The 26,857-nt window shown below is 58.7% G+C and carries 20 protein-coding genes; 9 read left to right on the forward strand and 11 right to left on the reverse strand.

What is annotated here, in order from left to right; translation table 11 throughout:
* Positions 1 to 289 precede the first annotated feature (289 nt).
* Positions 290 to 1,693 carry a glyceraldehyde-3-phosphate dehydrogenase gene (locus Q669_RS05880; protein ID WP_413771510.1) on the reverse strand — a complete coding sequence of 468 codons (1,404 nt, stop codon included), beginning with the start codon at positions 1,691 to 1,693 and terminating at the stop codon, positions 290 to 292.
* 237 nt (positions 1,694 to 1,930) lie between these two features.
* On the opposite strand from Q669_RS05880, the gene mfd reads away from it, so the two are divergent.
* Positions 1,931 to 5,452, forward strand: a complete 3,522-nt coding sequence (mfd, locus tag Q669_RS05885; protein WP_022991582.1) for a transcription-repair coupling factor — start codon at positions 1,931 to 1,933, stop codon at positions 5,450 to 5,452.
* Positions 5,453 to 5,481: 29 nt separating this feature from the next.
* Positions 5,482 to 6,276 (forward strand): CsiV family protein, encoded by a 795-nt coding sequence (locus tag Q669_RS05890; RefSeq protein WP_011785408.1) that lies wholly within the window; start codon positions 5,482 to 5,484, stop codon positions 6,274 to 6,276.
* On the opposite strand, the gene Q669_RS05895 is transcribed toward Q669_RS05890, so the two are convergent.
* From Q669_RS05895 to Q669_RS05915, 5 genes are read right to left on the reverse strand one after another with little or no spacing between them, the layout of a single operon-like run.
* Positions 6,257 to 7,045, reverse strand: coding sequence for an S-methyl-5'-thioinosine phosphorylase (locus tag Q669_RS05895; RefSeq protein ID WP_022991584.1), 789 nt, complete (start codon positions 7,043 to 7,045; stop codon positions 6,257 to 6,259). The genes Q669_RS05890 and Q669_RS05895 overlap by 20 nt on opposite strands.
* Positions 7,042 to 8,283 carry a mechanosensitive ion channel family protein gene (locus tag Q669_RS05900; protein WP_014421076.1) on the reverse strand — a complete coding sequence of 414 codons (1,242 nt, stop codon included), beginning with the start codon at positions 8,281 to 8,283 and terminating at the stop codon, positions 7,042 to 7,044. Before Q669_RS05900 ends, Q669_RS05895 begins: the two co-directional genes overlap by 4 nt.
* 23 nt (positions 8,284 to 8,306) lie before the next feature.
* On the reverse strand, positions 8,307 to 8,807 hold the full coding sequence (locus tag Q669_RS05905) for a L,D-transpeptidase (RefSeq protein ID WP_022991585.1): 501 nt from the start codon (positions 8,805 to 8,807) through the stop codon (positions 8,307 to 8,309).
* Positions 8,808 to 8,865: 58 nt separating this feature from the next.
* Complete coding sequence (locus Q669_RS05910) at positions 8,866 to 9,543, reverse strand: TetR/AcrR family transcriptional regulator (RefSeq protein ID WP_011785412.1); 678 nt, start codon at positions 9,541 to 9,543, stop codon at positions 8,866 to 8,868.
* Positions 9,544 to 9,603: 60 nt separating this feature from the next.
* A complete protein-coding gene (locus Q669_RS05915; RefSeq protein WP_022991586.1) occupies positions 9,604 to 10,497 on the reverse strand; it encodes a hypothetical protein in 894 nt (297 codons plus the stop codon).
* 157 nt (positions 10,498 to 10,654) lie between these two features.
* Here Q669_RS05915 and Q669_RS05920 point away from each other — a divergent pair, with 157 nt between their 5' ends.
* Positions 10,655 to 11,272, forward strand: coding sequence for a riboflavin synthase (locus Q669_RS05920; protein WP_022991587.1), 618 nt, complete (start codon positions 10,655 to 10,657; stop codon positions 11,270 to 11,272).
* A 3-nt stretch (positions 11,273 to 11,275) separates the two neighbouring features.
* Here the strand turns inward: Q669_RS05920 and Q669_RS05925 are convergent, their stop codons facing one another.
* The 5 genes from Q669_RS05925 to Q669_RS05940 all read right to left on the reverse strand — a co-directional run bounded on the left by Q669_RS05925 (position 11,276) and on the right by Q669_RS05940 (position 19,726).
* Positions 11,276 to 12,415 carry a class I SAM-dependent methyltransferase gene (locus tag Q669_RS05925; RefSeq protein WP_022991588.1) on the reverse strand — a complete coding sequence of 380 codons (1,140 nt, stop codon included), beginning with the start codon at positions 12,413 to 12,415 and terminating at the stop codon, positions 11,276 to 11,278.
* A 195-nt stretch (positions 12,416 to 12,610) separates the two neighbouring features.
* Positions 12,611 to 13,666 carry a class I SAM-dependent methyltransferase gene (locus Q669_RS05930; protein WP_031210457.1) on the reverse strand — a complete coding sequence of 352 codons (1,056 nt, stop codon included), beginning with the start codon at positions 13,664 to 13,666 and terminating at the stop codon, positions 12,611 to 12,613.
* Positions 13,667 to 13,799: 133 nt separating this feature from the next.
* Positions 13,800 to 13,973, reverse strand: a complete 174-nt coding sequence (locus Q669_RS19700) for a hypothetical protein (RefSeq protein ID WP_014421070.1) — start codon at positions 13,971 to 13,973, stop codon at positions 13,800 to 13,802.
* Between the two features lie 126 nt (positions 13,974 to 14,099).
* A complete protein-coding gene (gene can / locus Q669_RS05935; protein WP_011785417.1) occupies positions 14,100 to 14,777 on the reverse strand; it encodes a carbonate dehydratase in 678 nt (225 codons plus the stop codon).
* 68 nt (positions 14,778 to 14,845) lie between these two features.
* Entirely contained in the window at positions 14,846 to 19,726 is a 4,881-nt protein-coding gene (locus Q669_RS05940; protein WP_022991590.1) for an NAD-glutamate dehydrogenase, read from the reverse strand.
* A 143-nt stretch (positions 19,727 to 19,869) separates the two neighbouring features.
* Between Q669_RS05940 and Q669_RS05945 the strand changes: the two genes are divergently transcribed.
* Genes Q669_RS05945 through Q669_RS05970 form a run of 6 tightly spaced genes read left to right on the forward strand, consistent with a single transcriptional unit; the run spans position 19,870 to position 26,849 of the window.
* On the forward strand, positions 19,870 to 20,832 hold the full coding sequence (locus tag Q669_RS05945; RefSeq protein WP_011785419.1) for an AAA family ATPase: 963 nt from the start codon (positions 19,870 to 19,872) through the stop codon (positions 20,830 to 20,832).
* 31 nt (positions 20,833 to 20,863) lie between these two features.
* Positions 20,864 to 21,802 (forward strand): DUF58 domain-containing protein, encoded by a 939-nt coding sequence (locus Q669_RS05950; RefSeq protein ID WP_022991591.1) that lies wholly within the window; start codon positions 20,864 to 20,866, stop codon positions 21,800 to 21,802.
* Positions 21,799 to 22,266, forward strand: coding sequence for a DUF4381 domain-containing protein (locus Q669_RS05955; RefSeq protein WP_022991592.1), 468 nt, complete (start codon positions 21,799 to 21,801; stop codon positions 22,264 to 22,266). The genes Q669_RS05950 and Q669_RS05955 overlap by 4 nt, the downstream gene beginning before the upstream one ends.
* Positions 22,263 to 23,282, forward strand: coding sequence for a vWA domain-containing protein (locus tag Q669_RS05960; protein ID WP_022991593.1), 1,020 nt, complete (start codon positions 22,263 to 22,265; stop codon positions 23,280 to 23,282). Before Q669_RS05955 ends, Q669_RS05960 begins: the two co-directional genes overlap by 4 nt.
* Positions 23,275 to 25,113, forward strand: coding sequence for a VWA domain-containing protein (locus tag Q669_RS05965; protein ID WP_022991594.1), 1,839 nt, complete (start codon positions 23,275 to 23,277; stop codon positions 25,111 to 25,113). The genes Q669_RS05960 and Q669_RS05965 overlap by 8 nt, the downstream gene beginning before the upstream one ends.
* Complete coding sequence (locus Q669_RS05970; protein WP_022991595.1) at positions 25,107 to 26,849, forward strand: BatD family protein; 1,743 nt, start codon at positions 25,107 to 25,109, stop codon at positions 26,847 to 26,849. The genes Q669_RS05965 and Q669_RS05970 overlap by 7 nt, the downstream gene beginning before the upstream one ends.
* Positions 26,850 to 26,857: the final 8 nt, after the last annotated feature.

The following is a 26,857-nucleotide window of genomic DNA, read 5'->3' on the forward strand; positions in this document are numbered from 1 at the left end:
ATTTGTAACGCCCGGCCCCTGCGGCCCTGGTTTCCTGTCCGGATTGCGCCGAACGGCTGCACCTTGAGGTTCAAATGCCATAGCAGTTGCTGCTGTTTGCCATTTGACGCAGGAAAAGATGAGAAACGGGGTGCCAGACATACCCAAAATCGCGCCAATTATAGAGATTAAGGAAACCTATTTCCACCGGTAACAAAAATGGTTTTGTACGGCCAAAGTAACAAAAAACCCCGGCAGCTGGCGCTACCGGGGCTTTCTGCCAATCAACTGCCGAGACCGGCCTACGACTTTAGTCGCGGGCGCGCTTCGGGAAGATCGGATAGGTTACGCCGGCCATCTGGTTCACACAACGCACAACCTGGGCGCTGTAGCCGAATTCGTTGTCGTACCACACGTACAGGATCAAACGCTTGCCATTGGCGATGGTAGCCTGGGCATCGACGATACCGGCATGACGGGAGCCCACGAAATCGGTGGAAACCACTTCCGGAGAGTTCACAAAGTCGATCTGCTTCTGCAGCTCGGAGTGAAGCGCCATATCGCGCAGATATTCGTTTACCTGCTCGGCATCCACGTCGCTTTTCAGGTTCAGATTCAGGATCGCCATGGACACGTTCGGTGTCGGCACCCGGATAGCATTACCGCTCAGCTTGCCTTTCAGCTCCGGCAGTGCTTTGGCAACGGCTTTGGCCGCGCCGGTTTCGGTAATAACCATGTTCAACGGGGCGCTGCGGCCACGACGACTGCCCTTGTGGTAGTTGTCGATCAGGTTCTGGTCGTTGGTATAGGAGTGAACGGTTTCAACGTGGCCATCCTCAATACCGTACTCGTCATTGATGGCCTTCAGTACCGGAGTGATGGCGTTGGTGGTACAGGAAGCAGCAGACAGGATCTTGTCTTCGTCGGTGATCCAGTCGTTGTTGATGCCATAAACAATGTTCTTGATGTCGCCCTTGCCCGGCGCAGTCAGAATCACTCGACTGACACCCTTGGACTTCAGATGCAGGCCCAGGCCCGCTTCATCGCGCCACTTACCGGTGTTGTCGACCACGATGGCGTTGTTGATGCCGTACTCGGTGTAGTCCACCTTGTCCGGGCCATCAGAGTAGATCACCTTGATAAAGTTGCCGTTGGCGATCAGCGCAGAGTTCTCGGCATCAACCGTGATGGTGCCATCGAAAGGACCATGCACGGAGTCACGACGCAGCAGGCTGGCACGCTTTTCCAGATCGTTGTCAGCACCACCCTGGCGAACAACGATCGCACGCAGGCGCAGGTTGTTGCCGCCACCGGCCTTTTCAACCAGGATCCGCGCCAGCAGTCGGCCGATCCGGCCAAAGCCGTAAAGCACCACATCCTTGGTTTCTTCCCTGGCATCCTTGGCCGCCTCTTCGGCGTACTTGCCAACCACCGGGCCGATTTCCTGTTTCAGGAACTCGGTGAGGTCACCGCCCTCTGCCTTGAATTTGACCGCCAGCTTGCCAATATCCACGTGAGCGCGGCCAAGCTCCAGCTTGTCCATCGCCTCGAGAATGGGCAGCGTATCGTGAACAGACAGCTCGCTGTCCTCAACCTGACGCACAAAACGATGGGCGCGGATGATATCGATAACAGACTGGTTGATGATCGCACGGCCGTATACGGACGTAACAACGTTGTTTTTACGGTACAGGCGGCCGATCAACGGGATCATCGCTTCTGCGGTAGACTCCCGGTCAGTCCAGTTGGACAGGTGCTGGTTGATCTGTTCGTGACTCACGGTTGGAACCTCGTATAGCACTGGAAATAATTTGGGGCGCACATTATCCAACTTAAAAGGCGATACGGCAAATAGCCGTTTGTCTGCCCCGACCATGACACTGTCACAACCGGGCGATAGAATAGCGCCGCCCCGGCAAATGATGCATTTATTCAGGAGAACGCTTGCCCCATGACCAAAGGCCAGGCCCACGCCCCGCTTATCGCCCCCGCTGCCCCTGAAAAGGCCGCCGACCACAGAAAATGGGGGCAACTGAATGGCTGTGCCGACGCCCTGGCCATCTGCGAGAGCGCCCGCGCCCACAAAGGTCTGACACTGGTCATCACCCAAAGTACCAGCGAAGCCATCCAGCTGGAGCAATCCATCCGGTTTTTCCTGGGGCTGCCCACGGATGAAGACGGCGCCACCGTTTCCTCCGATGGCATTGAGCTTTTGTCGCTCCCCGACTGGGAAACACTGCCCTACGATCTGTTTTCGCCACACCAGGACATTACCTCGAGGCGGATTCGCTCCCTGCACCGGTTACCCGGCACACGCCACGGCATTCTCGTAGTACCGGCGCGCACCCTGATGCACCGGCTTGCCCCCCCGAGCTATCTGCAGGGCAACACCCTGCTGCTGGAAGTGGGCCAGACCCTGGATATCGACAGCTGGCGAATGCAACTGGAGGCAGCCGGTTATCATCATACCGACAACGTGTATGAACACGGCGAGTATGCGGTACGAGGGGCCATCCTCGACATTTATCCCATGGGCTCTAACCTGCCCTACCGCATTGATCTTTTCGATGACGAAATCGAAACCCTCCGGACCTTTGACCCGGAAACCCAGAGATCCATCGATAAAACCGAACGCATCGAACTTCTGCCGGCCAACGAATTTCCCTGGCACAAGGAAGCCCGCTCAGGCTTTCGCAATCGCTGGTTTGAATATTTCCCCAATGCCGACAAAGACGCGCCGGTTTACCAGGATGTTACCCACGGCATCACACCGCCTGGCATTGAGTACTATCTTCCACTGTTTTTCGATGCAACCGCCACGTTATTTGATTATCTGCCGGGCAACACTCTGGTGTTTACTGCCAACGGCCTCAATGATGCCGTCAATGCCTTTGATGCGGAAACGCGGGCCCGTTACGAAGACCGCCGCCACGATCGACTGCGCCCTATTCTGCCCCCCACCGAGCTGTTTCTGCAGCCGGATGAAGTGTTCGGGCAACTCAAACACTACCCGCGCATTACCTGCAGCAGTCAGCCCGAAGACGGCGCGGGTGCCAGCAACTGCGGTACCGAATCTCTCCCGGATGTCGCCATGGACGGGCGCGCCGCTGATCCGGCAGGGCGCCTCAAACGGTTCATCCAGGAGTTCCACGGGCGCATCCTGATCTGTGCTGAATCGTCCGGGCGCCGGGAGGCGCTGATCGACAACCTGGCCGATCACAAGCTCAAGCTGGCAACCGTGCAGAGCTGGTCGGAATTCCTCGAAAACGAGAACACCACTCTGGCCATCACCATTGCCCCACTGGAACAGGGCATGGTATTGCCCGACCAGAATCTGGCACTGATTACCGAAACGGCGTTGTTTGGCGAGCGGGTGCTGCAGCGTCGCCGGCGCCAGAAACCAACCGAAACCGACGATGCCGGCTACCGGGACCTGTCTGAACTGAGAATTGGCGCACCGGTCGTGCATATCGACCATGGCGTAGGGCGTTACAAGGGGCTGGAGACACTCACCGCCGGCGGCCAATCCGACGAATTTCTGACCCTGGAATACGCCGGCGGCTCCAAACTCTATGTACCGGTGTCCAGCCTGCACCTGATTTCCCGTTACGCCGGCACCGATGAGGAACACGCACCGCTCCACAAGCTCGGAACAGAACGCTGGAGCAACGCCAAGCAAAAAGCGCTGGAAAAGATCCGCGACACCGCAGCAGAACTGCTGGATGTTTACGCCCGCCGGGAAGCCCGGAAAGGCTTCCAGTTTGAAGACCCGAAAGAGGCCTATCGGGCCTTTGCTGCCGGATTCCCGTTCGAGGAGACGCCGGACCAACAGGTGGCCATCGAATCGGTGTTCGAGGATATGACCAGCGAACGCCCGATGGACCGACTGGTATGCGGCGATGTCGGCTTCGGTAAAACCGAAGTCGCCATGCGCGCAGCTTTTCTGGCCACCTGGTCTGGCAAACAGGTGGCCGTTCTGGTACCCACTACTCTTCTGGCCCAGCAACATTACGAGTCGTTCCGTGACCGGTTCTCGGATACGCCGGTAACTGTAGAGCTTCTGAGTCGGTTCCGCAGCGGCAGCCAGACCAGCAAGGCCATCACTGCCATAGAGGAAGGCAAGGCAGATATCGTCATTGGCACCCACAAGCTTCTGCAAGGCGATATCAACTTCAAGAATCTGGGGCTGGTGATTATCGACGAAGAACACCGGTTTGGCGTTCAGCAGAAGGAAAAACTGAAATCCCTGCGGGCCGAGGTGGATATGCTGACCCTCACCGCCACACCGATTCCCAGAACCCTGAACATGGCCATGGGCCACCTGCGCGACCTGTCCATTATCGCCACCCCACCAGCCCGCCGACTGTCGGTGAAAACCTTTGTGCGCCAGCGCGACGACGCCATGGTGAAAGAAGCGATTCTGCGGGAAATCCTGCGGGGCGGTCAGGTCTATTTCCTGCACAACGATGTCGCCACCATCGAGAAAACCGCGGAAGATCTGCGCAAACTGATTCCGGAGGCGCGGGTGGGTGTGGCACACGGCCAGATGCGCGAGCGCCAGCTGGAACAGATCATGTCGGATTTCTACCACAAGCGTTTCAACGTACTGGTGTGCACCACTATTGTGGAAACCGGCATCGACATCCCCAGCGCCAACACCATTATTATTGAACGGGCAGACAAATTTGGCCTGGCGCAGCTGCACCAGCTTCGGGGTCGCGTGGGCAGGTCTCATCACCAGGCGTACGCCTATCTGCTGACACCACCACCAAAGGCCATTTCCGCCGATGCCAGGAAGCGACTGGATGCGATTTCCGAATCCCAGGACCTGGGCGCAGGCTTCATGCTGGCCACCCACGACCTGGAAATCCGGGGCGCTGGCGAGCTGCTGGGTGAAGAACAGAGCGGTCAGATCGAAAGCATCGGCTTTACCCTCTACATGCAGCTGCTGGACGAAGCCGTAAAAGCGATTCGCGACGGCCGCACGCCCAACGCCGAGCTGCCTCTCAGCCATGGCACCGAAATGAACCTGCGCATTCCGGCCCTGATTCCCGACGACTACCTGCCAGATGTCCACAACCGCCTGATGCTGTACAAGCGTATTGCCAGCGTGAAGGATCGTGAGGCATTAAAAGAACTTCAGGTTGAGATGATTGACCGCTTCGGATTATTACCGCCCCCGGCCAAGAACCTCATGCGCCAGGCACAGCTACGCTTGCAGGCAGAGACTCTGGGCATCGTGAAAGTGGATGCCGGCAAGGAATGGGTGCGGCTTGAGTTCGGGGCAACGACACCGGTCGACCCTCTCGAACTGGTTAAAAAAGTGCAATCCGCTCCGGATCGATACCGGCTCGAAGGCGCCAACAGCTTTCGCTTCCGGCTGAATGATGACTCAACCGATGGTAAACTCGACGCCATCGCAGCGATGCTCGAAGAACTGGCGCCCGACAAGGCCCCGGCAAAGGCATCATGACAAAAAAGGATTCAGGTGGAGTAACGCCCTTGCAAGCTCACATTTTATGCTCCCGGCAAACCCTGGCCAGTGCCGCGCTGTTCGCCTCAGTTGCATTCACACCGGCAACCCTGTGGGCCCAGGGCGCTTCAGGCAATGTCCCGAACGACTACTACCGGGCAGAGCTGGTGATTTTACAGCGTCTGGTGGACCCGGCCGGCATTGAAGAGCAGATGGCGAACAAGTCGGTGGAACCTGTCGAAGCGGCCGGCAAAACCCTTTGGGTGGAGCAGGAATCCGGGGAGCGGGTAACCGAACTCAACCTGGTACCCCGCAACCAACTGCACCTGGGCGAGGCGGCCAACCGGCTCGAGCGAAGCGGTAACTACCGGGTACTGGCGAGTGCCGGCTGGTATGAAGCTTTTCCGCCCGACTACGAGGGCGAACCTCTGCGTGTCGCAATCGGTGACTGGCTGGCCGAGTCTGGCCAACGAGCGGTGGAAGGCCAGATCACCATTGACCGCCAACGCTACCTGCACGTTAATGTGCAGCTTAACCACTGGGCCGTCAGCGACGATCCCGAGGCCGTGCCGGCAGAGCCTGAAACACCACCTCAGACCGAAGCGGTTGCGGAGTTTTCCGATCAGGACTCTGGCAATACACTTGATAGCGAAACCGGTGGTTCAGCATCAGAAGGCACCGGTACCGCTTACCAACTTCGTCCGGCACCAGTAGAACTGGTGACCTGGATTCGTGAAACGCGGCGGATGCGCAGTGAGGAAATCCACTTCATCGACTCCCCCACCGTCGGCGTCCTGGTTTTCTTCAAGAAGATTGAGGGGTAAGCGCAAGCTGCCCCAGACTTGCCATTGAACGCTCCAGAATCTGCCGAACGCCGGACATGCCCTGGGCAATCGCTTCTTCAATCTCGGCCATGGTAATAATGTGGTCGGTTTTACCCGCAGCCCAGTTCACCACCAGCCCGAGGCTGACGTACCGCAAGCCCAGCTCTGCCGCCAGCACTGCCTCGGGCATGCCGGTCATACCAACGATGTCACAGCCATCCCGCTCCATCCTGCGGATTTCCGCCGCCGTCTCCAGCCTGGGCCCCTGCGTCGCGCCATAGACACCAAACCCGGAAAATGACAGCGACGCCGCGCGAGCAGCATCAATCAACACCTGACGCGCTTCCTGATCGTAGGGCCAGGTAAAATCAATGTGTGTAACTTCCTCCAGCTCGCCTTCGAAGAAAGTGCTGGCCCGGCCCCAGGTGTAGTCGATCAGTTGATCCGGGATCACGATGTGGGCCGGCCCCATATTGGCATGTATGCCACCAACCGCGTTTACACCCACCAGCACCCGAGCGCCGGCATCATGCAACGCCTGAATGTTGGCCCGGTAATTGACCTGATGGGGCGGAATACGGTGCGGGTTACCATGACGCGCCAGAAAGATAACAGGCTGATCACCCAGTTGCCCCCGCACCAGCGTGGAGGAGGGCTCACCCCACGCAGTTGTCACTGTCTCTTCTCCGGTGATCTGGATATTGCTCAGGCTGGTCAGCCCCGTACCACCGATAATGCCTACCGGTACATTGTCATTCGATACTGTCATTCCCCGTCTCCGGAATCTGAATCGGCTTCACCGTAACCGCCATCATGATCGATATTTTTTCCGGATTTTCCGGAATCAGCGTCCTTGTCCGAGGACTTGTCGTTTGAGTCCTCACGTTTTGAGGAATCACGCCCGTCTACCCGCACCCCATCCGGCAGATGCAGCGTGCGCGTCGGGAAGGCCACCTCGGCACCATGGTTTTCGATGATGTCACTGATTTTCAGTAACACATCTTCCTTCACCTCATGGAAACGCACCCACTGGGTGGTTTTGGTAAAGGTGTACACCATGATATCCAGTGACGATGAATTGAATGCCAGAAAATTAACGATCAAGGTCTCGTTGGCATCAATCTCTTCATGATTCTTCAGCATCTCCCGGATTTCGTCCACGATGGTTTTCATGGAATGCACATCGGCATAGCGAATGCCGATGGTCTCGTAGATCCGGCGATTGGTCATACGTGATGGGTTTTCCACTGCAATAGTGGTAAACGCCGCATTGGGGACATAAAGCGGGCGCTTGTCGAAGGTGCGAATGGTGGTCAGTCGCCATCCGATATGCTCAACCGTACCCTCAATGCTCCGATCCGGGGATCGAACCCAATCCCCCACCTTGAACGGACGGTCCAAATGGATAATGAACCCACCGAAAAAGTTCGCCAGGAGATCTTTCGCGGCAAAACCAACCGCGATGCCCCCGACACCACCAAAAGCCAGCACGCCTGAAATACTGAAGCCCAGGGTTTGCAGGGCGGTCAGCGCGGCGGTAATAATCACGACCGCTCGCGACAGCTTGCTGATGGCATTGACCGTGGTGTAATCCATCGGCTTGCGCATCTTGATCGGAGAGGTGAGGATGTTCTCGAACTGTTTGATCAGCCGGATAAAAAACCAGACCACCACCCAGACAAAACCGATCTGAAGCAACGTTCCGTTGGCCTTGAAGACCTCAGCCTCGGAAAAATGGTGTGCCACTTCGGCAGCCCAATACACCCCCTGGAGCCATACGAAAGCCACGACAGGCCGACGGACCGCGTGCAGAATAGCATCGTCCCACAGGTTATGAGTGCTGGCGAATTTGCGCTCCAGCGCAGAAATCACATGACTGGCAATGTAGGCAACCGCCGCCGTACCCAGCACGAGCAGGAAGACGAGCACACCGGCCCGCCAACCCTCAGACAGCAACCCGAACTGCTCTATCCAGCCATTCAGTACACCCAAAACTTCGCCAATCATCCTGTCCCTCTGAATTATGCGGGTTAATAGATACTGACCGGGGTCCCCGCTGGAACCCGGTCAAAAAGCTCAACAATATCGGTATTGCGCATCCGGATGCAGCCATGGGATCTGGCAACCCCCATAGGTTCACTGTCCGGCGTGCCGTGGATATAGATAAAACGACGAAAGGTGTCTACCCCCGGCCCACGGTTTCGCCCCCATTCACAGCCACAAAGCCAGAGTATACGGGTAAGAATCCAGTCGCGCCCCGGATTCGCTGATGCCAGACTCTGGCTGTAGATCTCGCCAGTGGGACGGCGCCCGCGATACACCGTATTTAATGGCTGCCCTGCCCCGATTCGGGCGCGGACATAATGCTTGCCAACAGGGGTACAGCCACTGCCGTCGGCCTGGCCGGGGCCATTCAGGCCAGTGGATACCGGGTAGCGGGCAATGATATCACCCGATTGAGTAGCCAGTGTCAGGAACTGATTGGCGATATCAATGGACAGGGTAACCCCGGGGGGCTTGTTATCGGGCATTGGTAGCGACTTCCCTCCGGCTGCGAACCAGAGGGAAGACTACCCGAGGCGGGGGAGTTCAGGCAACCGAAACGCCTGAAGCGGTAGGCGGCACCAGCATTTTGTCTGGCGCCTTCATGCCTGCGGCCAGGAACGGCACCAGGCGTGCGGCAATTTCCTGAACCGTGGTTTCAACGCCCAGCTTGTTTTCGAGAATATCAATCAGGGCATCACTGCTGGACATGGTGAAGGCCGTCGCTCCCAGCATGAACTGGATGCGCCAATAGCGATCAACCGAGGACAACTCAGGCGTGGCCTCTTTGAGCAAGCGCATGAAACGACCAAAGGGCTCACTGTATTCCTGTTCGAGAAATTTACGCAGGTGGCCCTGAGACTGGGTATAGGCAAGACCGAGCAGGCGCATGAAGATGGATATGCCTTTCTCATTACGCTGAGGCATGCGCACGGCACTTTCCGTAAGCGCCCACAGGGTTTGGTTCAGCGTGGGCGGCTGGCCATCACAACGCTCTTCGAGTTCATCAAAGGCGGTATCCAGGGTGGCCGAAAACGGCGTCAGGAACCGGGCGAACACGGCGTGGATCAGGGCATTCTTAGACCCAAAGTGATAATTGACAGCGGCCAGATTTACCTTAGCCTTACTGGTAATCATACGAAGCGATGTTTCCGAGAACCCACGCTCGGCAAACAGCTCTTCGGCAGCGTCAAGAATGCGGTCAACGGTATCAGACTGCGCCATTTTGTTGTCAGAGCCTCTAGCAAACGTCTGTTTGAAACATACGTTTGAAGGCCTGTCATGTCAAGCTCGGTCTTCAGGAACCGCCGCCACTGCCTGCCACCCCCGGTCGATCGCATCCTGATTGCCGTCGAAAAACGCTTGCTGGACTTTGCCATAGGCTTTCTCGGCTTCCAGCAGATAGATAAGATACAGCCGAACATGTTCCCGCCGGGTAAGATAACGCGGCAACACCCGTTGCTCAGACAGTCTGAGCAATTCACTGAAGCGGGTATGACGCAGTGTCGGGTTGTACTCTGCCATACGCGCACACTGCCATATCAGCCCGTCCTTTCCCTCCAGGTGGGCCGCATGTTTGCGGGCATCCCGAAGCATACGCTGACGGCGAATGATCAAATCCATATAGGAGGGGCTGGACGTGTAAATCCGACGGATAAACGGCACTCCCAGCAACAGAATAATCACGAAAGCGCCAAAACCTCCACCGGCTACCCAGGCCGGCACAAAACCGGTCAAACCACTGAGGAAAAACGTCGCAGCCAAAAGGGCACTGAAGATCCACAGGTCCCGGCTACGCCGCGCAGCTGCCATCTGATAGTTATCCGGCCAGTCCGACATAGCCAGCAAGTTGAAGTCCATCAGCAGAACCCGGTCACACTGCCTTAGCATAAGACGCAGCTTGCGCTGTCGCGACTCCGCCAGCGCCTGCTCGATATCAGGATTCTCCGACCCGGTCTCGGCAGTCCGATCCTGCGATTCCTGCGCCCCGGGCTGCTCGCTGCCAGATTCAGCGTTCGGGCCCTGGTCATCGTCAGCCTGCAGAGCAGCGGTTCTTTGCGCGGCATTGAGGGCAGATTCCGGCGTTGCCGGCACCGGATCAGCGGCCCGGCCGGGGCGAAGGACCGCACCGGATGCATTGGCCGGATCTGTCTTGTCTACTGCTGTGTTTTCCGCCATTGAGCTCACTGTTCTTCAGGTTCTTTATGCAAGTATCGACCTTTACGAACAATTCTTGAATGTCGGCTTTGCCGTCATAAGCGGCTTGCAGACTTCTTGGCAACACTGGCAGGCGCCGGTATGCTTGCGCCAATCAACGGCTTTCAGGAGAGCATGTATGTTTACCGGTATCGTTCAGGGCATTGCACGGGTCGAAAACGTGATCGCGGCGCCGGGCCTGAGCACCTTCGTGATCGAGTTCCCGGAAGACCGGGTTCAGGGCGTAACCATCGGTGCCTCGGTTGCCATCAACGGCACCTGTCTGACGGTTACCCGCCAGGAAGGCCACCGGTTGTACTTCGACGCCATGCAGGAAACCCTGCGCCTGACCACCCTCGGCGACCTGAAACCCGGCGACGAAATCAACTTCGAGCGCGCCGCCCGAATCGGCGATGAAATCGGCGGCCATCTGCTCAGTGGCCATATCCACACTACCGGAACCATCGTCGATATTCTGCGGCCGGAAAACAACGTGACCCTATGGTTCGAACTACCGGAAACCTGGGCGAAGTACATCTTCCCCAAAGGCTACATTGCCATCAATGGCGCCAGCCTGACCATTGGCGAGGTGGAAGGTAACCGCTTCAACGTCCACCTTATCCCGGAGACCCTGCGTGCCACCACGTTTGGGAAGGCCACCAAGGGGCAAAAGGTCAACATCGAGATTGATAGTCAAACCCAGACCATCGTGGATACCCTCGCGCGCCTCGGCTACGATCGCCCGGCGACGGCCTGAGACTCACACCGCGCCATTCCGGGCTTCGAACACCACGAATTTCGGGCTTGCAGCTCTCTGTTCAACGCTGCTGAAGTATTGTTTCAGGGAACGGTGATACCCCAGGTGGCGATTGCCCACCATCAATACGCGGCCGCCCGGCGCCAGATGCCGGGCGGCATCCCTGAACAGTCTCAGTGCGATGTGATCGCCTACCACGCCACCCTCATGGAAGGGTGGGTTCAGCAGAATAAGCTGATAGTCAGGCAAATCATCTGCGATGCCGTCCTGATGCCATAAGTGCACGCAATCGCCGCCCTCATACCGGCTCAGGTTATGCTCAACACTGGCAATGGCCTGGCTGGATACGTCACTGAAATGCACTTCGGCGCCCGGCCTGCCGGCAAGCGCAGACAGCCCGAGCACGCCATTTCCACACGCCAGGTCCAGAATCCGCCGGGCCGGGGGCACTCGACTAACCGCCTGAGGAATCAGCGGTAACAACTCCCGCGTGCCAATATCCAGCTTATCTCTGGCAAATACTGCGGGCAGCGCCTCGACCGGCCCGGGCAATCCTGCCACCGGGTAGCCACGCCATTGCTCCTGAAATTCCATCAATGTGGCCGAGCCACCACGACACACCACTACCCGCGCCTTTTTACGGGCAGGCAACACCTGTTCGGTGACCACCGCACTGGCGAACACATCAACACTACGATCGGGCAGATGCTTGATCATACCGCCCGCCAGTATGCGCCCGTCTTCCGCCAGCACGCTGTTGAGCCACCGTAACAACCAGGCCAGATAACCGGCCTGACGGGGAATACGGAGCAGCACCAGATCAAAGGGCCCTGAGGGTGGCCGACGCCAGTTCAAAACCGCGGGGCAGTCGGGCAACGCCGGATTGAGCGAAGCGTTCGTCAACAGGGAGTGGGCGAGAGTCGCGCTGTCGGCAACTGTCTGCGGCTGATAGCAGGCAAGCCCGAGGGTCAGCGCACCAAACTGGTCGTCCACCACCAGCACGCGCAAACCGTCTGCCAGATAAGGCTCCGCAGCCGACAACAACAACTCGTCGGCAGCGTCCCAGGCGCGCAGCCCAGCCGTTCCGCCAGGCCGGATCAGGCGGAGTTCACCGGCAGGTGTCTGGAGTCTGGCAGTTGTCATTTTGGGCTTCCGTTGGCAGCTTTCGGGAAAATAAACACTTTTAGGCTGTTTATTCTAGAAATTAAACCTAAGTTAGGGGTGTTCACGCCGAACACCCTTTCCGGTCATGCCCCAGCCCTGACCCGGCTGGCCGGCCGCATTTTTCCGGACAAGATCTTTTGCCCCTTACCCCAGGGGCTTTTTTCTGTCTGTTTTTCAGCCCGACTTTTTCCGAAATGCCCGGTAAACGGTAAACCGCCGGTCCTGCGCAAGTTTCTCAACCGGGCCGATGTGTTGTCGAATCAGGGCTTCATACGGCAGAAAACTGTTGGCCACCAGCCTCAGCTCGCCGCCGTGCGCGAGATGCGCGGCCACCTGGGCCAGGAACTGCTCGGTCATGGATGTATCGGTTTTTACACCGGTGTGGAAAGGCGGGTTGCTGATCACAGCCGGCCAGTTGCCTTGAACGGCAGCCAGGCCATCAGCGGCAAAAATCTCACCGTTTACCCCTGCCTTACGGTAACTTTCCCGGGCACAGAACACGGCCTGCGCCTGAACATCGGTCCCATCTACTCGAATCGGCTTCTTCCCCGCCAACTGATGAAAACCATGCAACCAGGATCCGATAACGCCTGCACCGCAAGCGAAATCGAGCACCCGATCGACACCCAGGGGTGACTCAGCCAGGGTTTCCAACAACATCCGGGTGCCATCGTCCAGTCGACCCAGACTGAAAACGCCTGGCAAGCCGGCAACAGAGAGCGCCACGCCAGCGCAGGAAAGCTCCGTCCAGCTGAGCCAGTCAGTCAACCGGAATTCGGTCAGGGGTTGGGTATTTCTGCCGCACCAGACCTGGCAATGGCGGGCGCTGTCGACCTTTACAACCTCCCCGGCGACGACGGAAAACTGCTTTATGGCACCGGCAATGCCTTCCTTCTTCTCGCCAATAACCACCAGTGCCGCACCTGGTTTGCCGAGGTAACGGGCCAAAGCCAGGCGGAGCTCACACTCAGCCCGGGCTTTAGGCAAAAATACCACCACGGTATCGCAAGAGCCCTGCTGCTGCCGATCAGGCTCGTAACCAAAACAGCCAGCCCAGTCAGTGTCATGGGACAGGATTTGCCAAAGACCGGCGTGCTCGGTCATCGCGATACCGGGAACCGGGCATCGGGGCAAAAGCGATGCATCCGAGACGCCTAACAGCGCTGGGCGTCCATTCAACAGATGCGCATTGCGGAGCAGAACTTCGTGGGTATTGGGCAGTGCAGACATGGGTAGCGGACCATTGCCAGAATCATGAGCCGCGTATGCTAACCGGAAAAAAGCCCCGAGTCTGCCCTGTGGCATCAGTCGGGGCTGTCGCTATCGGGGTCGGCCTCTGGGGCCGCCCGGGAAGAGCCAGATATTATTTGTAACGTGCAACCGTACCCACACGCAGGGCGTCTTCAGGTGACATTCCCCAATCTTCCGGGGTGCGTGCTTCGGTGCGCTTGGCCTCAGCCCTTGCGCTATCCATGGCAGAACTTTCGTTTCTGCGGGTTCCCAGTGCCTGCAGGGCTTTCTGCATCAGTTCTTTCATGGTTTACCTCCCTTACTGCTTACAGTTGCTACTGTAACAGACGCAGAAGGTCACTACTGTGATGACGCCACGGGTCAGGAAGTGACGGACATCACGATTTTTTGACAGTTTTTGACAATCTTCGCATTATATTTTTTGGCGCCCGGAGCGGACCGGTCGTTCGATCAGCTCATCCAGGCTGGACTGACGAATCGTTTCCCGGTCTGCCTCACTGGCGATCGACAGCCCCATATCCCTCAACAACCCGTCGGCCACGTCGTAAACGAAACCGTGCACGGTCAATGGCTGGCCGCGACGCCAGGCTTCCTGAACGATGTTGTTCTGGCACACATGCCCCACCTGCTCTACCACGTTCAGCTCACACAGGCGGTCTACCCGGTCCTGTACATTGGGAATGGCGTCCAGTACGGACTGGTGACGGTCACGCACGTCCTGAACATGGCGGAGCCAATTTGAAATCAGGCCAAAGCCTTCGTTCAGCAATGCCGCGCGCACGCCACCACAACCGTAATGCCCCACCACCAATACGTGTTTGACCTTTAACACTTCGATGGCGAACTGGAGCACCGACAGGCAGTTGAAATCTGTATGTACAACCACGTTGGCCACGTTTCTGTGCACGAAAAGTTCACCGGGGAGCAAGTCCACAATCTGGTTCGCAGGTACCCGACTGTCGGCACAGCCGATCCACAGGTACTCCGGTGCCTGCTGGTTCGAGAGCCGGTCAAAGAACTTCGGGTCCACCGACTTGATGCCATTGGCCCAGGCCCGGTTCTTGTCCAGTAGATGTTTCAGTGGTGCCATTATCTTGTTGCTCCTGCCATTGATTCCCGCTGCGGGATTGAACGGGAATCAACGACATAACGCAATAGTCAGTTGGTCGTTACGTCTTCCGGGCTCTGGTGCATGGTGCTTTGCGCCAGGTCCAGCAGCTCCCGCAGTGCGACCGAGAACATGGCGTATTCCGGTTCCCTTACACCTTTGAGTTCCGCCAGCATCGCGTTCCAGCGATCAATCATGTGCTGGTTGCGCTGCTCCCAGGCGTTCACACTATCGGTGACTTTCTCCGGGCTTTCAGCGGTTTTCAGCACACCGGTGGTCAGAGCCCGTTGCTGCCAGTCCAGATCCTCCCGGAAGCTTTCCCGCGCCAGGGCCTGCCAATGGGAACTTGGCGTCAACGCTGCGATGGCATTAGCGAACCAGGTCAGGTCGAGACGGTCACCCAGATCGTAGTACAGGTTGGCCACCGTTTTCAGCGGCATGCCTGTGGCTTCCTGTGCCTCGATAATACCAAGAGAGGAATACAGATAGCCGGTTCCTGCCAGCACCGACGCCAGTTCCTTCGGCAAACCCGCAGCCATCAGCTGATCATTGCGTTTTTCCCAATTGGCACGAGCCTGGTCGCCAAGGTATTCCGGCAGACCCGAGGTAATGGCCCAGACGCTGTCGGCAAACCGCTCCATGTGACTCTGGATATTGAGTTCTGCCCGGCGATTACGAAGCAACCAGCGCACAGCCCGACGCATCAGACGCATCAGATCCTGCATCAGCTCCATCTGCAGATCCGCGGAAACGTGGAAATCCAGCGCTTCAATCTTGTCCCACCAGCTGTCGATGCGGAACACATCCCGGGCAATAATCCAGGCCAGGGCAATGGATGCTGCGTCCGCCCCGGTAGACTGGTTCAGGCGCTCCACAAAGGTAATGCCCATGTGGTTAACCATGTCGTTGGCGATCTGGGTTGCGATGATCTCCCGTCGCAGCTGGTGCTCACCCAGCTCTTTCGAGAAACGCTTGGTCAGATCCCGCGGGAAGACCTTGTACATCTCACCCGCCAGCAGAGGATTGTCCGGCAGATTACTGTCGATCAGCACCTGCTTCAGATCCCCTTTGACATAGGAAATCAGCACCGACAGTTCCGGCCGCGTCAGCCCTTTCTTGGCCAGCTTGCGCTCTGACAGGGTCTCGTCATCCGGCAGGAATTCCAGGGCCCGGTTGAGTTTGCCTTCGCTCTCGAAGGTATTCATCAGCCGACGATACTCTTCCAGCCGGGTGGCGGCATCCTCGCTGGCGATACTGATGGCCTGGGTTTGACGGTAGTTGTTCTTCAACACCAGCGAGGCAACATCATCAGTCATTTCCTCCAGCATGATGTTGCGCTGCTTGCCAGTCAGATCGCCCATGGCTACCGCCCGGTTGAGCAGGATCTTCATGTTCACTTCATGGTCAGAGCAGTCCACGCCGCCCGAGTTGTCGATGAAGTCAGTATTCAGGCGACCACCCTTCAGGGCGTATTCAATCCGCCCCATCTGGGTGAAGCCGAGGTTTCCGCCCTCACCTACAACCTTGCAGCGCAGCTCGGCACCATTGATCCGCAGGCCATCATTGGCCTTGTCGCCCACGTCGGAGTGGCTTTCACCGCTGCCCTTCACGTAAGTGCCAATACCACCAATCCAGAGCAGGTCCACTTCGGCCTTGAGGATGTGACTGATCAGCATATTGGGCGGAACTCGGTCCGCCTTGATACCCAGTAGTTTCTTCATTTCCGGGCTGACCGGAATAGACTTGGCATTCCGGCTGAATACGCCACCGCCCTTGGAAATCAGCTTGCTGTCGTAATCGGTCCAGGCGGAACGCGGCAGTTCAAACAGGCGCTTACGCTCCTTGTAGCTGCGTTCGGCGTCCGGGGTCGGGTCAATGAAGATGTGGATATGGTTGAAAGCGGCCACCAGCCGGGTTTTTTCCGAGCACAGCAGGCCATTACCAAACACATCGCCCCCCATGTCACCGATGCCGATGGCGGTAAATTCATCCACGGCCGGGTTGATGCCCATCTCACGGAAATGCCGTTCCACGGAGACCCAGGCGCCCCGGGCGGTAATGCCCATTTTCTTGTGGTCATAACCGTTACTGCCACCGGAGGCGAAGGCATCTCCCATCCAGAAGCCATATTCCGCGGCCAGGCCATTAGCGATGTCGGAGAAAGTGGCGGTGCCTTTGTCAGCCGCCACCACGAGGTAGTGATCGTCTTCGTCATGGCGGATGACCCGCTCCGGCGGCTGGATGCCGGAATCCACCAGGTTATCTGTGATATCCAGCAAGCCCCGGATGAATGTTTTGTAGGCCGCAATACCCTCTGCCTGGAATGCCTCCCGGTCGGACGGATCGGGCAGGCGCTTGGCCACAAAGCCACCCTTCGCACCCACCGGCACAATGACCGCGTTCTTCACTTGCTGCGCTTTTACCAGGCCCAGGATTTCTGTACGGTAGTCCTCGAACCGATCCGACCAGCGCAAACCACCACGGGCCACTTTGCCACCACGCAGGTGAACCCCCTCCACACGAGGGGAATACACAAAGATCTCGAACATGGGCAATGGCAGCGGCATGTCCGGAATCTGCGACGGGTCAAATTTCACACTGATGTAGGGCTTGGGCTGGCCCTCGCCATCCGGCTGGTAGTAGTTGGTGCGCAACGTCGCCTGCATCAGCTCCAGATACAGCCGTAGCACCCGATCCTCACTGAGGTTTTCCACCTCATCCAGGCCGGCGTTGAATTCGATTTCCAGTTTCTGCTGGGCCGCCTCGCTTTTACCCTTACTCTTGAAACGCTCAGGGTTGAATCGGACCTCAAAGTATTCCAGCAGGATCCGTGTCAGGTTGACGTGGTTGACCAACGTGTTGGAAATGAACGTCTGACTGTTGGAGAACCGGATCTGGCGCATGTAGCGGGCGTAAGTACGCAGCAACGCGATCTCACGCCAGCTCATGTAGGAGGACAACAACAGGCGGTTAAAGGCGTCGTTTTCGGCTTCACCGTGCCAGACCCGGCGGAACAACTCTTCGAAAATCGGGCGAATACGGTGAATATCCACCATATTGCCGGTGTGGGATTGCAGGGTAAAGTCATGAATCCAAACCGTTTTACCCGTTCGATCAATCACCTCAAACGGGTGCTCGCCAATCACCCGGAAACCGAGATTGTCGAAAATCGGCATCACATCCGACAGTGGCAGCGGCTCGTCCGGATAAAACAGTTTGAAATGCAGCGTGTTCTCGTCTTCTTCCAGGGCCCGATAGAAGCTCATGGCCAGATCATCGTCGCGGGCAGAGGCAGTGATGTGCTCCAGGTCGATGGCCGCCCGGCGGGGTGAAAACATGTCAGTGTAGCTGGCCGGGAAACCGCCTGCCCAGACGCGATACAGCTCATTGCCCTGCTCTTCGCCATAGGCTTCGCTCAATGCCTCGTAGAGGCCGTCTCGCCAGGATTGGGCGAGCTCAATAACCTTGTCGCGGATCTCCGCCAGCGGCAACTGGCGGTTTTCCACCTGTGGCACCCGGATGGTGAACTGTACCCGGGCAAGCACCGACTCGGAAAAATGAGTAACAAACTCAATGTCCTCGGCCTCCAGGCGATCCAGCAGCACCTGTTCCACCTTCAGGCGCAGCTCCGTGTTGTAGATGTCCCTGGGGAAGAAGGCCAGACAGGTTACAAACTGGCCGTAAACATCCTCCCGCATGAACAGCTCAATCCGGCGACGTTCCTGGATGTACAGAATGTTCTTGGCAACACGCAGCAGTTCGTCGGTTTCAATCTGGAACAGCTCGTCCCGCGGATACAGCGTCAGGATCTGCTCCAGCTCCTTGCCAGCGTAATCGTCGGTCAGGAAGCCGGATCGCTTCATCACGCTCTGGAACTTGCGCCGTAACAGCGGAATCTCATCGGGACGCTCGTTGTAGACTCGAGCGGTGTATAGACCGAGGAAGCGGCGCTCACCCACCACTTCGCCCTTGCTGTTGAATTTCTTGACCGCAATGTAATCCGGATAGGCCGGCCGGTGCACGCGAGACCGCTGCGCCGATTTGGCGAAGATGAAGATGTCATCGGAACGGGTCATTTCATGGCGGGTACGCTGTGGCAGCTCATTCAGCCGAACCCGATCCGGGCGTTCGTTGTTGACCCGAAGAATACCCAGCTCCGAGTTCTCCACCCGGCGTACCACCATGCCCTGCTTGTCCTTGGCAAAGTCGTATTCGTCGTACCCCAGGAATGTGAAGTGGTCATCCACCAGCCAAGACAGAAAAGCCCGGGCTTCTTCCTTACCTTCCTCACTGATTCCAGCCGTGGTGGCATCCAGCTCCTTGACGATCTCGCTGACCTTCTCTTTCACAATCGGGAAATCACCCACCGCAATGCGTACCTCATGCAGCACTTTCTGCAGAGTCTGCTCCAGGTCGCGCAGGTCTTCCGGGGCACTGTGGCGGTCGATTTCAAGCACGATGAACGCTTCGTAGCTTGCGTCCTTCGATGCCTTTTTGGTGGTGTGCAGTTTCTTCAGCTTACCATTGTCATCCCGCTCCACTCGCAGGATGGAATGCTGAATGGAGTGGGTGCCGATTTCCCGCTGATTGATGGCCATGCGCAGTGAATCAATCAGGAACGGAATATTGGGGTGGAGAATGAAAACAACGCTGTGGGTAGACTGCCAGCCGTCACTTTCCAGGTCCGGGTTGAACACCGAAACCGGGGTTTCATCGGCACTGCGTTTTTGCAGGAATTGCCACGCCGCCAGGACGGCACCGTAGGTATCCGAGAAGCGGCGACTGACCAGCTCCTCCAGAGGAATATGAGCATAATGCTGTCTGGCAAAATCCGCGATCTTCTTTGCCTCGGTTTTTGCAATCTTTTCTGAGAACGCATCGGCCAACTGTTCGAAAAACTGATCCTTGCTGGCGATTGTCAGCGCATTCATATCCGACCTCTGGTTTGTGTGAAAGAAACGTAATCAGGGTATCGTCACATAAGCATAGTCAAACCCTTGATTTTTGCCGGCCAGACGCCAAAACTGCGGCAATCACTTACGCAGGCATTCATACATCAAGAGCAGTTATTTTCATGTCGTTACAGCAAACGTTCGGTGATCTCAGAGCACAGCTGGCCAAGCGTATTATTGGCCAGGACAAACTGGTCGACCGGCTACTAATTGCCCTTCTGGCCGATGGCCATCTTCTGGTTGAGGGCGCGCCGGGGCTGGCCAAAACCACCGCGGTGAAAGCACTGGCCGACCATCTGGAGGGTGACTTCCACCGGATCCAGTTCACTCCGGATCTGCTGCCTTCCGATGTCACCGGCAGCGAAATCTACCGCGCGGAGACCGGCACCTTTGAATTCCAGCGCGGCCCCATTTTCCACAACCTGGTGCTGGCCGATGAAATCAACCGGGCACCGGCGAAAGTCCAGTCGGCCCTGCTCGAGGCCATGGGCGAACGCCAGATCAGTGTTGGCATGAGAACCTTTCCCCTGCCCAAACTGTTCATGGTGATGGCGACCCAGAACCCGATTGAACAGGAAGGCACCTACCCGCTGCCGGAAGCCCAGCTTGATCGCTTCCTCATGCATGTGGTGATTGACTATCCCTCTGCCGATGCCGAGCGTGAGATTCTGCACCTTGCGCGCAGTGACTACCGTCAGGGAATCCCGAACGTAGACATTCGTCTAACCCAGGAACAAGTGATGGCCGCCCGGCAGGCGGTTTCGGATATCTACATGGCGGAACCTGTGGAGCAGTACCTGCTGGCGTTGATTCTCGCCACCCGCGATGCCGCAACCCTGGACCCTGAACTCGCTCGATGGACCGCCTTCGGCGCCAGCCCCCGCGGCACTATCGCACTGGACCGATGCGCCCGGGCACTGGCCTGGCTCGATGGACGGGATTACGTGACACCGGACGACGTTCAGACCATGGCTTACGATGTGCTGCGCCACCGGATTCTGTTGACCTTTGAAGCCGAGGCCGAAGGCATGACCGCCGATTCCGTGTTGCAGAGGCTGATCGACCGGGTTCCGGTTGCCGCCTGAGGTGTTGCTGACAGGAGACCATCACAGCGTCATGGCAGATTCCAGCCCAGCCACTCTCATTACCCTGCCAGAGCTGGTGCGCCTGCAGGCAGATGCACGAGCTCTGAAGCTGCCATCGGTAAAACCGGTCCGGGCACGCCAGGCCGGGCTACGGCAGTCACGGCAGAAAGGGCGCGGAATGACGTTTTCCGAAGTGCGCCAGTACCAACCCGGTGATGACATTCGCAGTATAGACTGGCGGGTAACGGCCCGGCGCCAGGCACCACACACCAAGCTGTACGAGGAAGAGCGGGAGCGACCGGTACTGTTGATTGTCGATCTCGGGCCGACCCTGTTCTTTGCCAGTGCCGGCGCCTACAAACAGGTTCGGGGTGCCCAGGTTGCGGCTCTGCTGGCCTGGCTGGCACTCTGGGCAGGTGACCAGGTGGGGGGCCTGGTATTCAATGACCGGGACCTGGCCGTACTCCGGCCCGCCCGGCGCCGTAAGTCCGTCTTGCGCCTTCTGGATCACCTGGCCAACCACCAGCACCAGGGCAAAACACCACCGCCCCCTGCAACGGACTCCAGCCATGGGCTGGACACAGCGCTGGCAGAAGCCCGCCGGGTCACACACACCGGTTCCCGCGTTTTTATCATCAGTGACTTCATGAATATCACCGAGCAGACCACTACCCTGCTGGGCGCCATGAGCCGGCACAACTCGGTCAGTGCCATCCGCATTCAGGACCCGCTGGAAAAGGCACTGCCTTCTTCCGGCCGGTTTGCCGTTGCCGGCCCGGACGGCCCGATCTGGTTCGATGCCTCTAATCCTCGCTTCCAGCAGGCCTGGCAAGGCAAAATCGACGCCCATGAGCAACGTCTGGCCGACTGTTTTCGGGCATCCGGCGTGGCTTCTGCAACGCTGTCGACCGGAGAGGATCCGGCTAAGGCCCTGCGCCTGCTGCTGGGCCCGGGAGGTCGCATCGGATGAACCCTCAGGATCCCCTGGCACAGCTTCGTGATATCCAGTTACCAGCTACCGGTGGTTGGTGGCCCCCGGCCCCTGGCTGGTGGCTGCTGGCGATACTGACGATTGCCGCTGTGTTGGTATTTGCGTGGCTGTGGCGCCGTGAGCGCCGAAAGCTTCGCTGGAAACGCAGCGCCTGGTCCGAACTGCAACAGCTTGAAACCAAGGCCCGGCCTGCGCCGGAATGGTTCGCGGCGCTCAATGCCCTGCTCAAACGAGCGGCGCGGCAGAGTCATCCGGAAAAGCATCCAGAGGCCATGACCGGGCAGCAGTGGATCGACTTCCTCCTGGAAACCGCGCCGAAAGACCGCATCGCCGCCCGTCCCGTCGTTGAGGCTATGGTCACAAGCACCTGGCAACCACGGCCCGGCGCACAGACTGAACAGGCGCTGGCGTTCGCCAGAACCTGGTTGGAGGCCCAGTCATGATCAGTCTGGCTTACCCGTGGGTGCTGTTACTGGCATTGCTGCCGCTGCTGCTTGGTAACCGCAAGCGCCAGAGCGAACCGGTGGATGCTCCGGTCATTCCCGTCGGGCACTGGTTGTCCGGAATGCCGGGCGTGAGCTCCCGGGGAAGATCAACGCCGCTCTGGCGCCAGCTTCTGCTATTGCTGGCCTGGCTGTGCCTGGTGGTAGCCCTGGCCCGCCCTCAGCATGTTGGCGAAGAAATCCAGATGCCCGTAACCGGCCGCGATCTGATGTTAGTGGTCGATATTTCTCCCAGCATGGACGAACAGGACATGGTGCTTCAGGGCCGCAGCATCAACCGCTTGCAGGCGGTGAAACGGGTGCTGGATGATTTCATAGACCAGCGTGAGGGCGACCGGCTGGGGCTCATTCTGTTCGGCACCGAACCTTACGTTCAGGCGCCACTGACCTTCGACCGGGAAACGGTACGGACCCTCCTGTTCGAGGCAGGCCTGGGCATGGCAGGCCGGGCCACCGCCATCGGGGACGCCATCGGATTATCGGTGAAACGTCTGCGCGAACGCCCGCAGGAACAGCGAGTGGTGATCCTGCTGACAGACGGGGCAAATACCGCTGGCCAGGTCAGCCCGGACAAGGCCACGGAAATTGCCCAGGCAGCCGGCGTGCGGCTTTACACCATCGGCATCGGCGCCGATACCATGATCCAGCGCGGGCTGCTGGGTTCAAGGCGGGTCAACCCCTCAAGGGACCTTGATGAGGAACTGCTCACGCGCATGGCAGAACAGACCGGTGGCCGGTATTTCCGGGCCCGAAGCCTGCCAGAGCTGGAAATGATCTACGACAGCATCAATCAGCTCGAACCGATAGAACAGGAAGGCCAGTTCTACCGGCCGGTGACAGAACTCTACGCCTGGCCGGCCAGCATGGCCGCCGGGCTTTGGCTGCTATTGATTGCCCTGCGACTGGCATCCAACCGCTATCAGGAAAACACCGCTACGGAGGCTGGCCATGGCTGACTTCCATTTTCTGCGCCCCTTGTGGTTAATTCTGTTGCTGGCGGTTCCGGTCCTGTTTATGGCCCGACATCAACTTCGCCAGGGTGAGACCGGATGGGCCCGATACATCCCCACTCACCTGTTACAGCCCTTGATTCGTTCCCGAACCAACGAGACCACTGGCACCACCCGATCGCCCCTGTTGCCCCTGAGTCTGGCTCTGGTTTTGCTCGCAATTGCCCTCGCCGGCCCAAGCTGGCGACAGGCACCCACCCCCCTGAAACAAACCCAGGACAGCCTGGTCATTCTTCTGGATCTGTCGCTTTCGATGCTGGCCACCGACGTAGAACCAGACAGGCTGACGCTGGCCAAGCGCAAGGTCCGCGACATCCTCACGCAGCGAAAAGGCGGTTTGACGGCGCTGGTGGTTTACTCCGGCGACGCCCACACGGTAACGCCACTTACCGGCGACACCCGCACCATTGAGGCCATGCTCAGCGTGCTGGCCCCCACCATCATGCCTGCCCAGGGCAACCGCGCCGATCTGGCCGTGCGTCAGGCGGTCGACCTGCTGGACCAGGGCGCACCGGGCCAGGGTCGCATACTGCTGATCTCCGAGGCGGTACCGGAACAGCAATACAGTGCAATCCGTCAGCAACTGGCAGATACTCCCTATCCCCTGAACACCTTGGTGGTGGGCACCCGCGAAGGCGGTCCCATTCCCCTGGCAAAGCGCGGATTCATTCGGGACAACGGCAGGATTGTCATCAGCCAGGCCGAACCAGACTCCCTGGCCCAACTGGCCAGCGTCAACGGCGGAACCAGCCACGAACTGACCCTGGATGACCGGGATATTCGCGCCCTGGCCCTGGAGCCATCACAAACCGATGAATGGCAGAACGAACAGGACGGCATGACCGTTAATCGCTGGCAGGACGACGGCTACTGGCTGCTGTGGCTGGTGCTGCCGTTACTCATTCTGGGCTGGCGTCGGGGAGCCTTTGCCATTCTGGCCTTCGCGCTGATTCCGCTGGCAGGCGCTCCGCGCCCGGTTCAGGCTCTGGACTGGGGCAGCCTGTGGCTGCGAGAAGACCAGCGTGGGCCAAATCTTATCCAGCAGGATCCGGCCAGGGCCGCTACCATTCTGGAGCAGCCGGGTTGGCGCGGCTCAGCGCTCTATCGCGATGGCCAGTACAGTGACGCTGCGGAAGCCTTTGCCAATCAACCGGGGGCCGCCGGCGACTACAACCGGGGCAACGCCCTGGCCCGGGCCGGCCAACTGGAACAGGCCATTGACGCCTATCAACAGGCACTGGAACAGCAGCCGGATTTCGAAGATGCGCGCTTCAACCAGCAACTGGTTAAGCAACTCCTGAACCAGCAACAGAAGTCTCAGGGCGAGGGAGAAGGCGACAACAACCAGGAAAGCAACGATCAGAATCCCGGACAGCAGAATGGCTCCAGCGGCCAGGGCCAGGGCAATGACAGCCAGGACAGCGCCAGGCAGGATTCTGCAAACAACAATGGCGAGAATCAGGATCCCCGGCCTGGCGAGCAACAGCAGCCCTCCGAGAACGGCGAAAGTTCACAGGATAACGCCGGAGAGACACAACCAGAGGATGGCTCACAGGAGCAACAGCGGAATGCCCAGGCAGGCCCGGACGGGCCTTCCGGAGAGCGCCAGAGTGGTGCCAGTGCGCCCGCCGAAATATCAGAACAGCCCCTGAGCCAGGGCCAGGAACAGTGGCTGCGCCGTATACCGGACAACCCCGGCGGGTTACTGCAACGCAAGTTCCTGCAACAGTACCAACAACGACAGACAACACCCGATGAGGGCGACACACCATGGTAACGCGCGTTCTCTCCCTTGCCGCGACACTCATTCTTTTGCTCCTGTCAGCCGTCAGTCACGCTGCCGACAGACTGGTGGTGGAACCGGATCGAACCCAGCTCTACGAAGGTGAGGTACTGACCCTGACCGTCAAGGGTTCCATGAAAATCGACATTAATCTGAGCAATCTGTTCAGCTTCGATCTGTCACAGTTGCCGTCGCCAGATATCGAAAAGGTCGAGCCGGATTTCGAAATCCTGGCCCGCAACCAGCGCTACAGCGTGCAAACCGTCAACAACGAAATGGTAGGCGAAATAACCTGGACCTATCAGCTCGCCCCGACCAGCACCGGTACACTGACAATTCCCGAACTGACGTTCAAGGATTCCGTTTCCGACCCGGTCGACATCGAGGTTATTTCCGGCACCCCGCCGGATCAACCGGCGGCCAGCCGTGACAGCTTTATCGAGCTGTCCGCAGACAAGGCGGAAGTGTACGTTCAGGAACAGCTGGTACTGACCATACAGTTGTTCTTCTCCGGCAACCTGATCCGGGGAGAGCTGTCGGAGCCTGAGCACCCGGACGCCATCATCGAGTCACTGGGCAAACAGCGTGAGTTTACCCGCTATCGCGACGGAATCCGGTATCGGGTGGTTGAGCGGCGTTACGCCATCTTTCCCCAAACACCGGGCACTCTCAGCCTGGAGCCTATCCGGTTTGAGGGCCAGGCCAGGGATGCCTCGGGCCAGTTGCGCTTCCTTCGCGACCGGCAGCAACTCTATGACGTTCCGGTCAAACCCGTACCTGCCGGATATCCGGACAATCAGCCCTGGTTACCAGCACGAAGTCTGACCCTGAGCGACGAAGGCCTGCCCTCTACCCAGGAACTCGCCGTCGGCAGCAATCTCAGCCGGAAAGTGACCCTGCAGGCGCTAGGATTGCCCGCCGAAGCCCTGCCGCCTATATCCCGGGAGCTACCGGACGCCATCCGCAGCTACCCGGAACAGCCCCTGCGCAATACCGAAACCACTCCGGAGGGACTTCGCGCCACACTGCAGCAGGTGACCGCCCTGGTGCCTGTCCAGGCGGGCGAAACCACCCTGCCCGCGCTTCGTGTACCCTGGTGGAACACCGACACCGACCAGTTGGAGCACGCCGTGTTGCCGGAGCGCCGTTTCCGGATTACCGGCGATAACGCCACCTCCGCGCCGCCCGCACAGATAACGGACGATTCAGCGGGGCCCACAGGTTCACCGGTAACCCCGGAGACAACCGAGGGCTCAGAACCATACGGAAACCGCCTCTGGCTTTGGGCTACGGTTGTGTTTGCGGCCCTTTGGTTGCTGACCCTGGCGCTCTGGTGGCGGGCTCGTCAAACCTCAGCACCGGGCTCCAAAGAACCCGTCGATGGCGGCATCGACAACGAACGTGAAGCGTTTGAAGCACTTCAGGCTGCGGTCAAACGAGGCTCCGGGGAAACGTCTACGCTGCTGCTGCGCTGGGCCCGACTGCGCTTCCCAAGGCTCTCATTTGATTCCGTTTCGGATCTGTTCAAACTGACAGAAGACCGCGCACTGAAAACCGCCTTTGACCGCTTTCAGGCCGGACTGTATTCGGGCCAGCACCATACCCACGAAGAGAATGCGAGGCAACAACTGCAACAGGCACTGGATAGCCTGCGCCGGAACACCGCCCGGGACAACGAAGCGTCATCGCCAGACCTGCCGCCGCTGTATCCCGCGTCTCTCTCGCGCTGATTCCGGCC

This window comes from Marinobacter sp. C1S70, assembly GCF_000475355.1.
GTDB lineage: Bacteria > Pseudomonadota > Gammaproteobacteria > Pseudomonadales > Oleiphilaceae > Marinobacter > Marinobacter nauticus.

Bases quoted from the DNA above. Each gene is read 5' to 3' on its own strand.
- Q669_RS05880 (WP_413771510.1), bottom strand. From the start codon at position 1,693: ATGATCCCGTTGATCGGCCGCCTGTACCGTAAAAACAACGTTGTTACG.
- mfd (WP_022991582.1), top strand. From the start codon at position 1,931: ATGACCAAAGGCCAGGCCCACGCCCCGCTTATCGCCCCCGCTGCCCCT.
- Q669_RS05895 (WP_022991584.1), bottom strand. From the start codon at position 7,045: ATGACAGTATCGAATGACAATGTACCGGTAGGCATTATCGGTGGTACG.
- Q669_RS05900 (WP_014421076.1), bottom strand. From the start codon at position 8,283: ATGATTGGCGAAGTTTTGGGTGTACTGAATGGCTGGATAGAGCAGTTC.
- Q669_RS05905 (WP_022991585.1), bottom strand. From the start codon at position 8,807: ATGCCCGATAACAAGCCCCCCGGGGTTACCCTGTCCATTGATATCGCC.
- Q669_RS05910 (WP_011785412.1), bottom strand. From the start codon at position 9,543: ATGGCGCAGTCTGATACCGTTGACCGCATTCTTGACGCTGCCGAAGAG.
- Q669_RS05915 (WP_022991586.1), bottom strand. From the start codon at position 10,497: ATGGCGGAAAACACAGCAGTAGACAAGACAGATCCGGCCAATGCATCC.
- Q669_RS05920 (WP_022991587.1), top strand. From the start codon at position 10,655: ATGTTTACCGGTATCGTTCAGGGCATTGCACGGGTCGAAAACGTGATC.
- Q669_RS05925 (WP_022991588.1), bottom strand. From the start codon at position 12,415: ATGACAACTGCCAGACTCCAGACACCTGCCGGTGAACTCCGCCTGATC.
- Q669_RS05930 (WP_031210457.1), bottom strand. From the start codon at position 13,666: ATGTCTGCACTGCCCAATACCCACGAAGTTCTGCTCCGCAATGCGCAT.
- Q669_RS19700 (WP_014421070.1), bottom strand. From the start codon at position 13,973: ATGAAAGAACTGATGCAGAAAGCCCTGCAGGCACTGGGAACCCGCAGA.
- can (WP_011785417.1), bottom strand. From the start codon at position 14,777: ATGGCACCACTGAAACATCTACTGGACAAGAACCGGGCCTGGGCCAAT.
- Q669_RS05940 (WP_022991590.1), bottom strand. From the start codon at position 19,726: ATGAATGCGCTGACAATCGCCAGCAAGGATCAGTTTTTCGAACAGTTG.
- Q669_RS05945 (WP_011785419.1), top strand. From the start codon at position 19,870: ATGTCGTTACAGCAAACGTTCGGTGATCTCAGAGCACAGCTGGCCAAG.
- Q669_RS05950 (WP_022991591.1), top strand. From the start codon at position 20,864: ATGGCAGATTCCAGCCCAGCCACTCTCATTACCCTGCCAGAGCTGGTG.
- Q669_RS05955 (WP_022991592.1), top strand. From the start codon at position 21,799: ATGAACCCTCAGGATCCCCTGGCACAGCTTCGTGATATCCAGTTACCA.
- Q669_RS05960 (WP_022991593.1), top strand. From the start codon at position 22,263: ATGATCAGTCTGGCTTACCCGTGGGTGCTGTTACTGGCATTGCTGCCG.
- Q669_RS05965 (WP_022991594.1), top strand. From the start codon at position 23,275: ATGGCTGACTTCCATTTTCTGCGCCCCTTGTGGTTAATTCTGTTGCTG.
- Q669_RS05970 (WP_022991595.1), top strand. From the start codon at position 25,107: ATGGTAACGCGCGTTCTCTCCCTTGCCGCGACACTCATTCTTTTGCTC.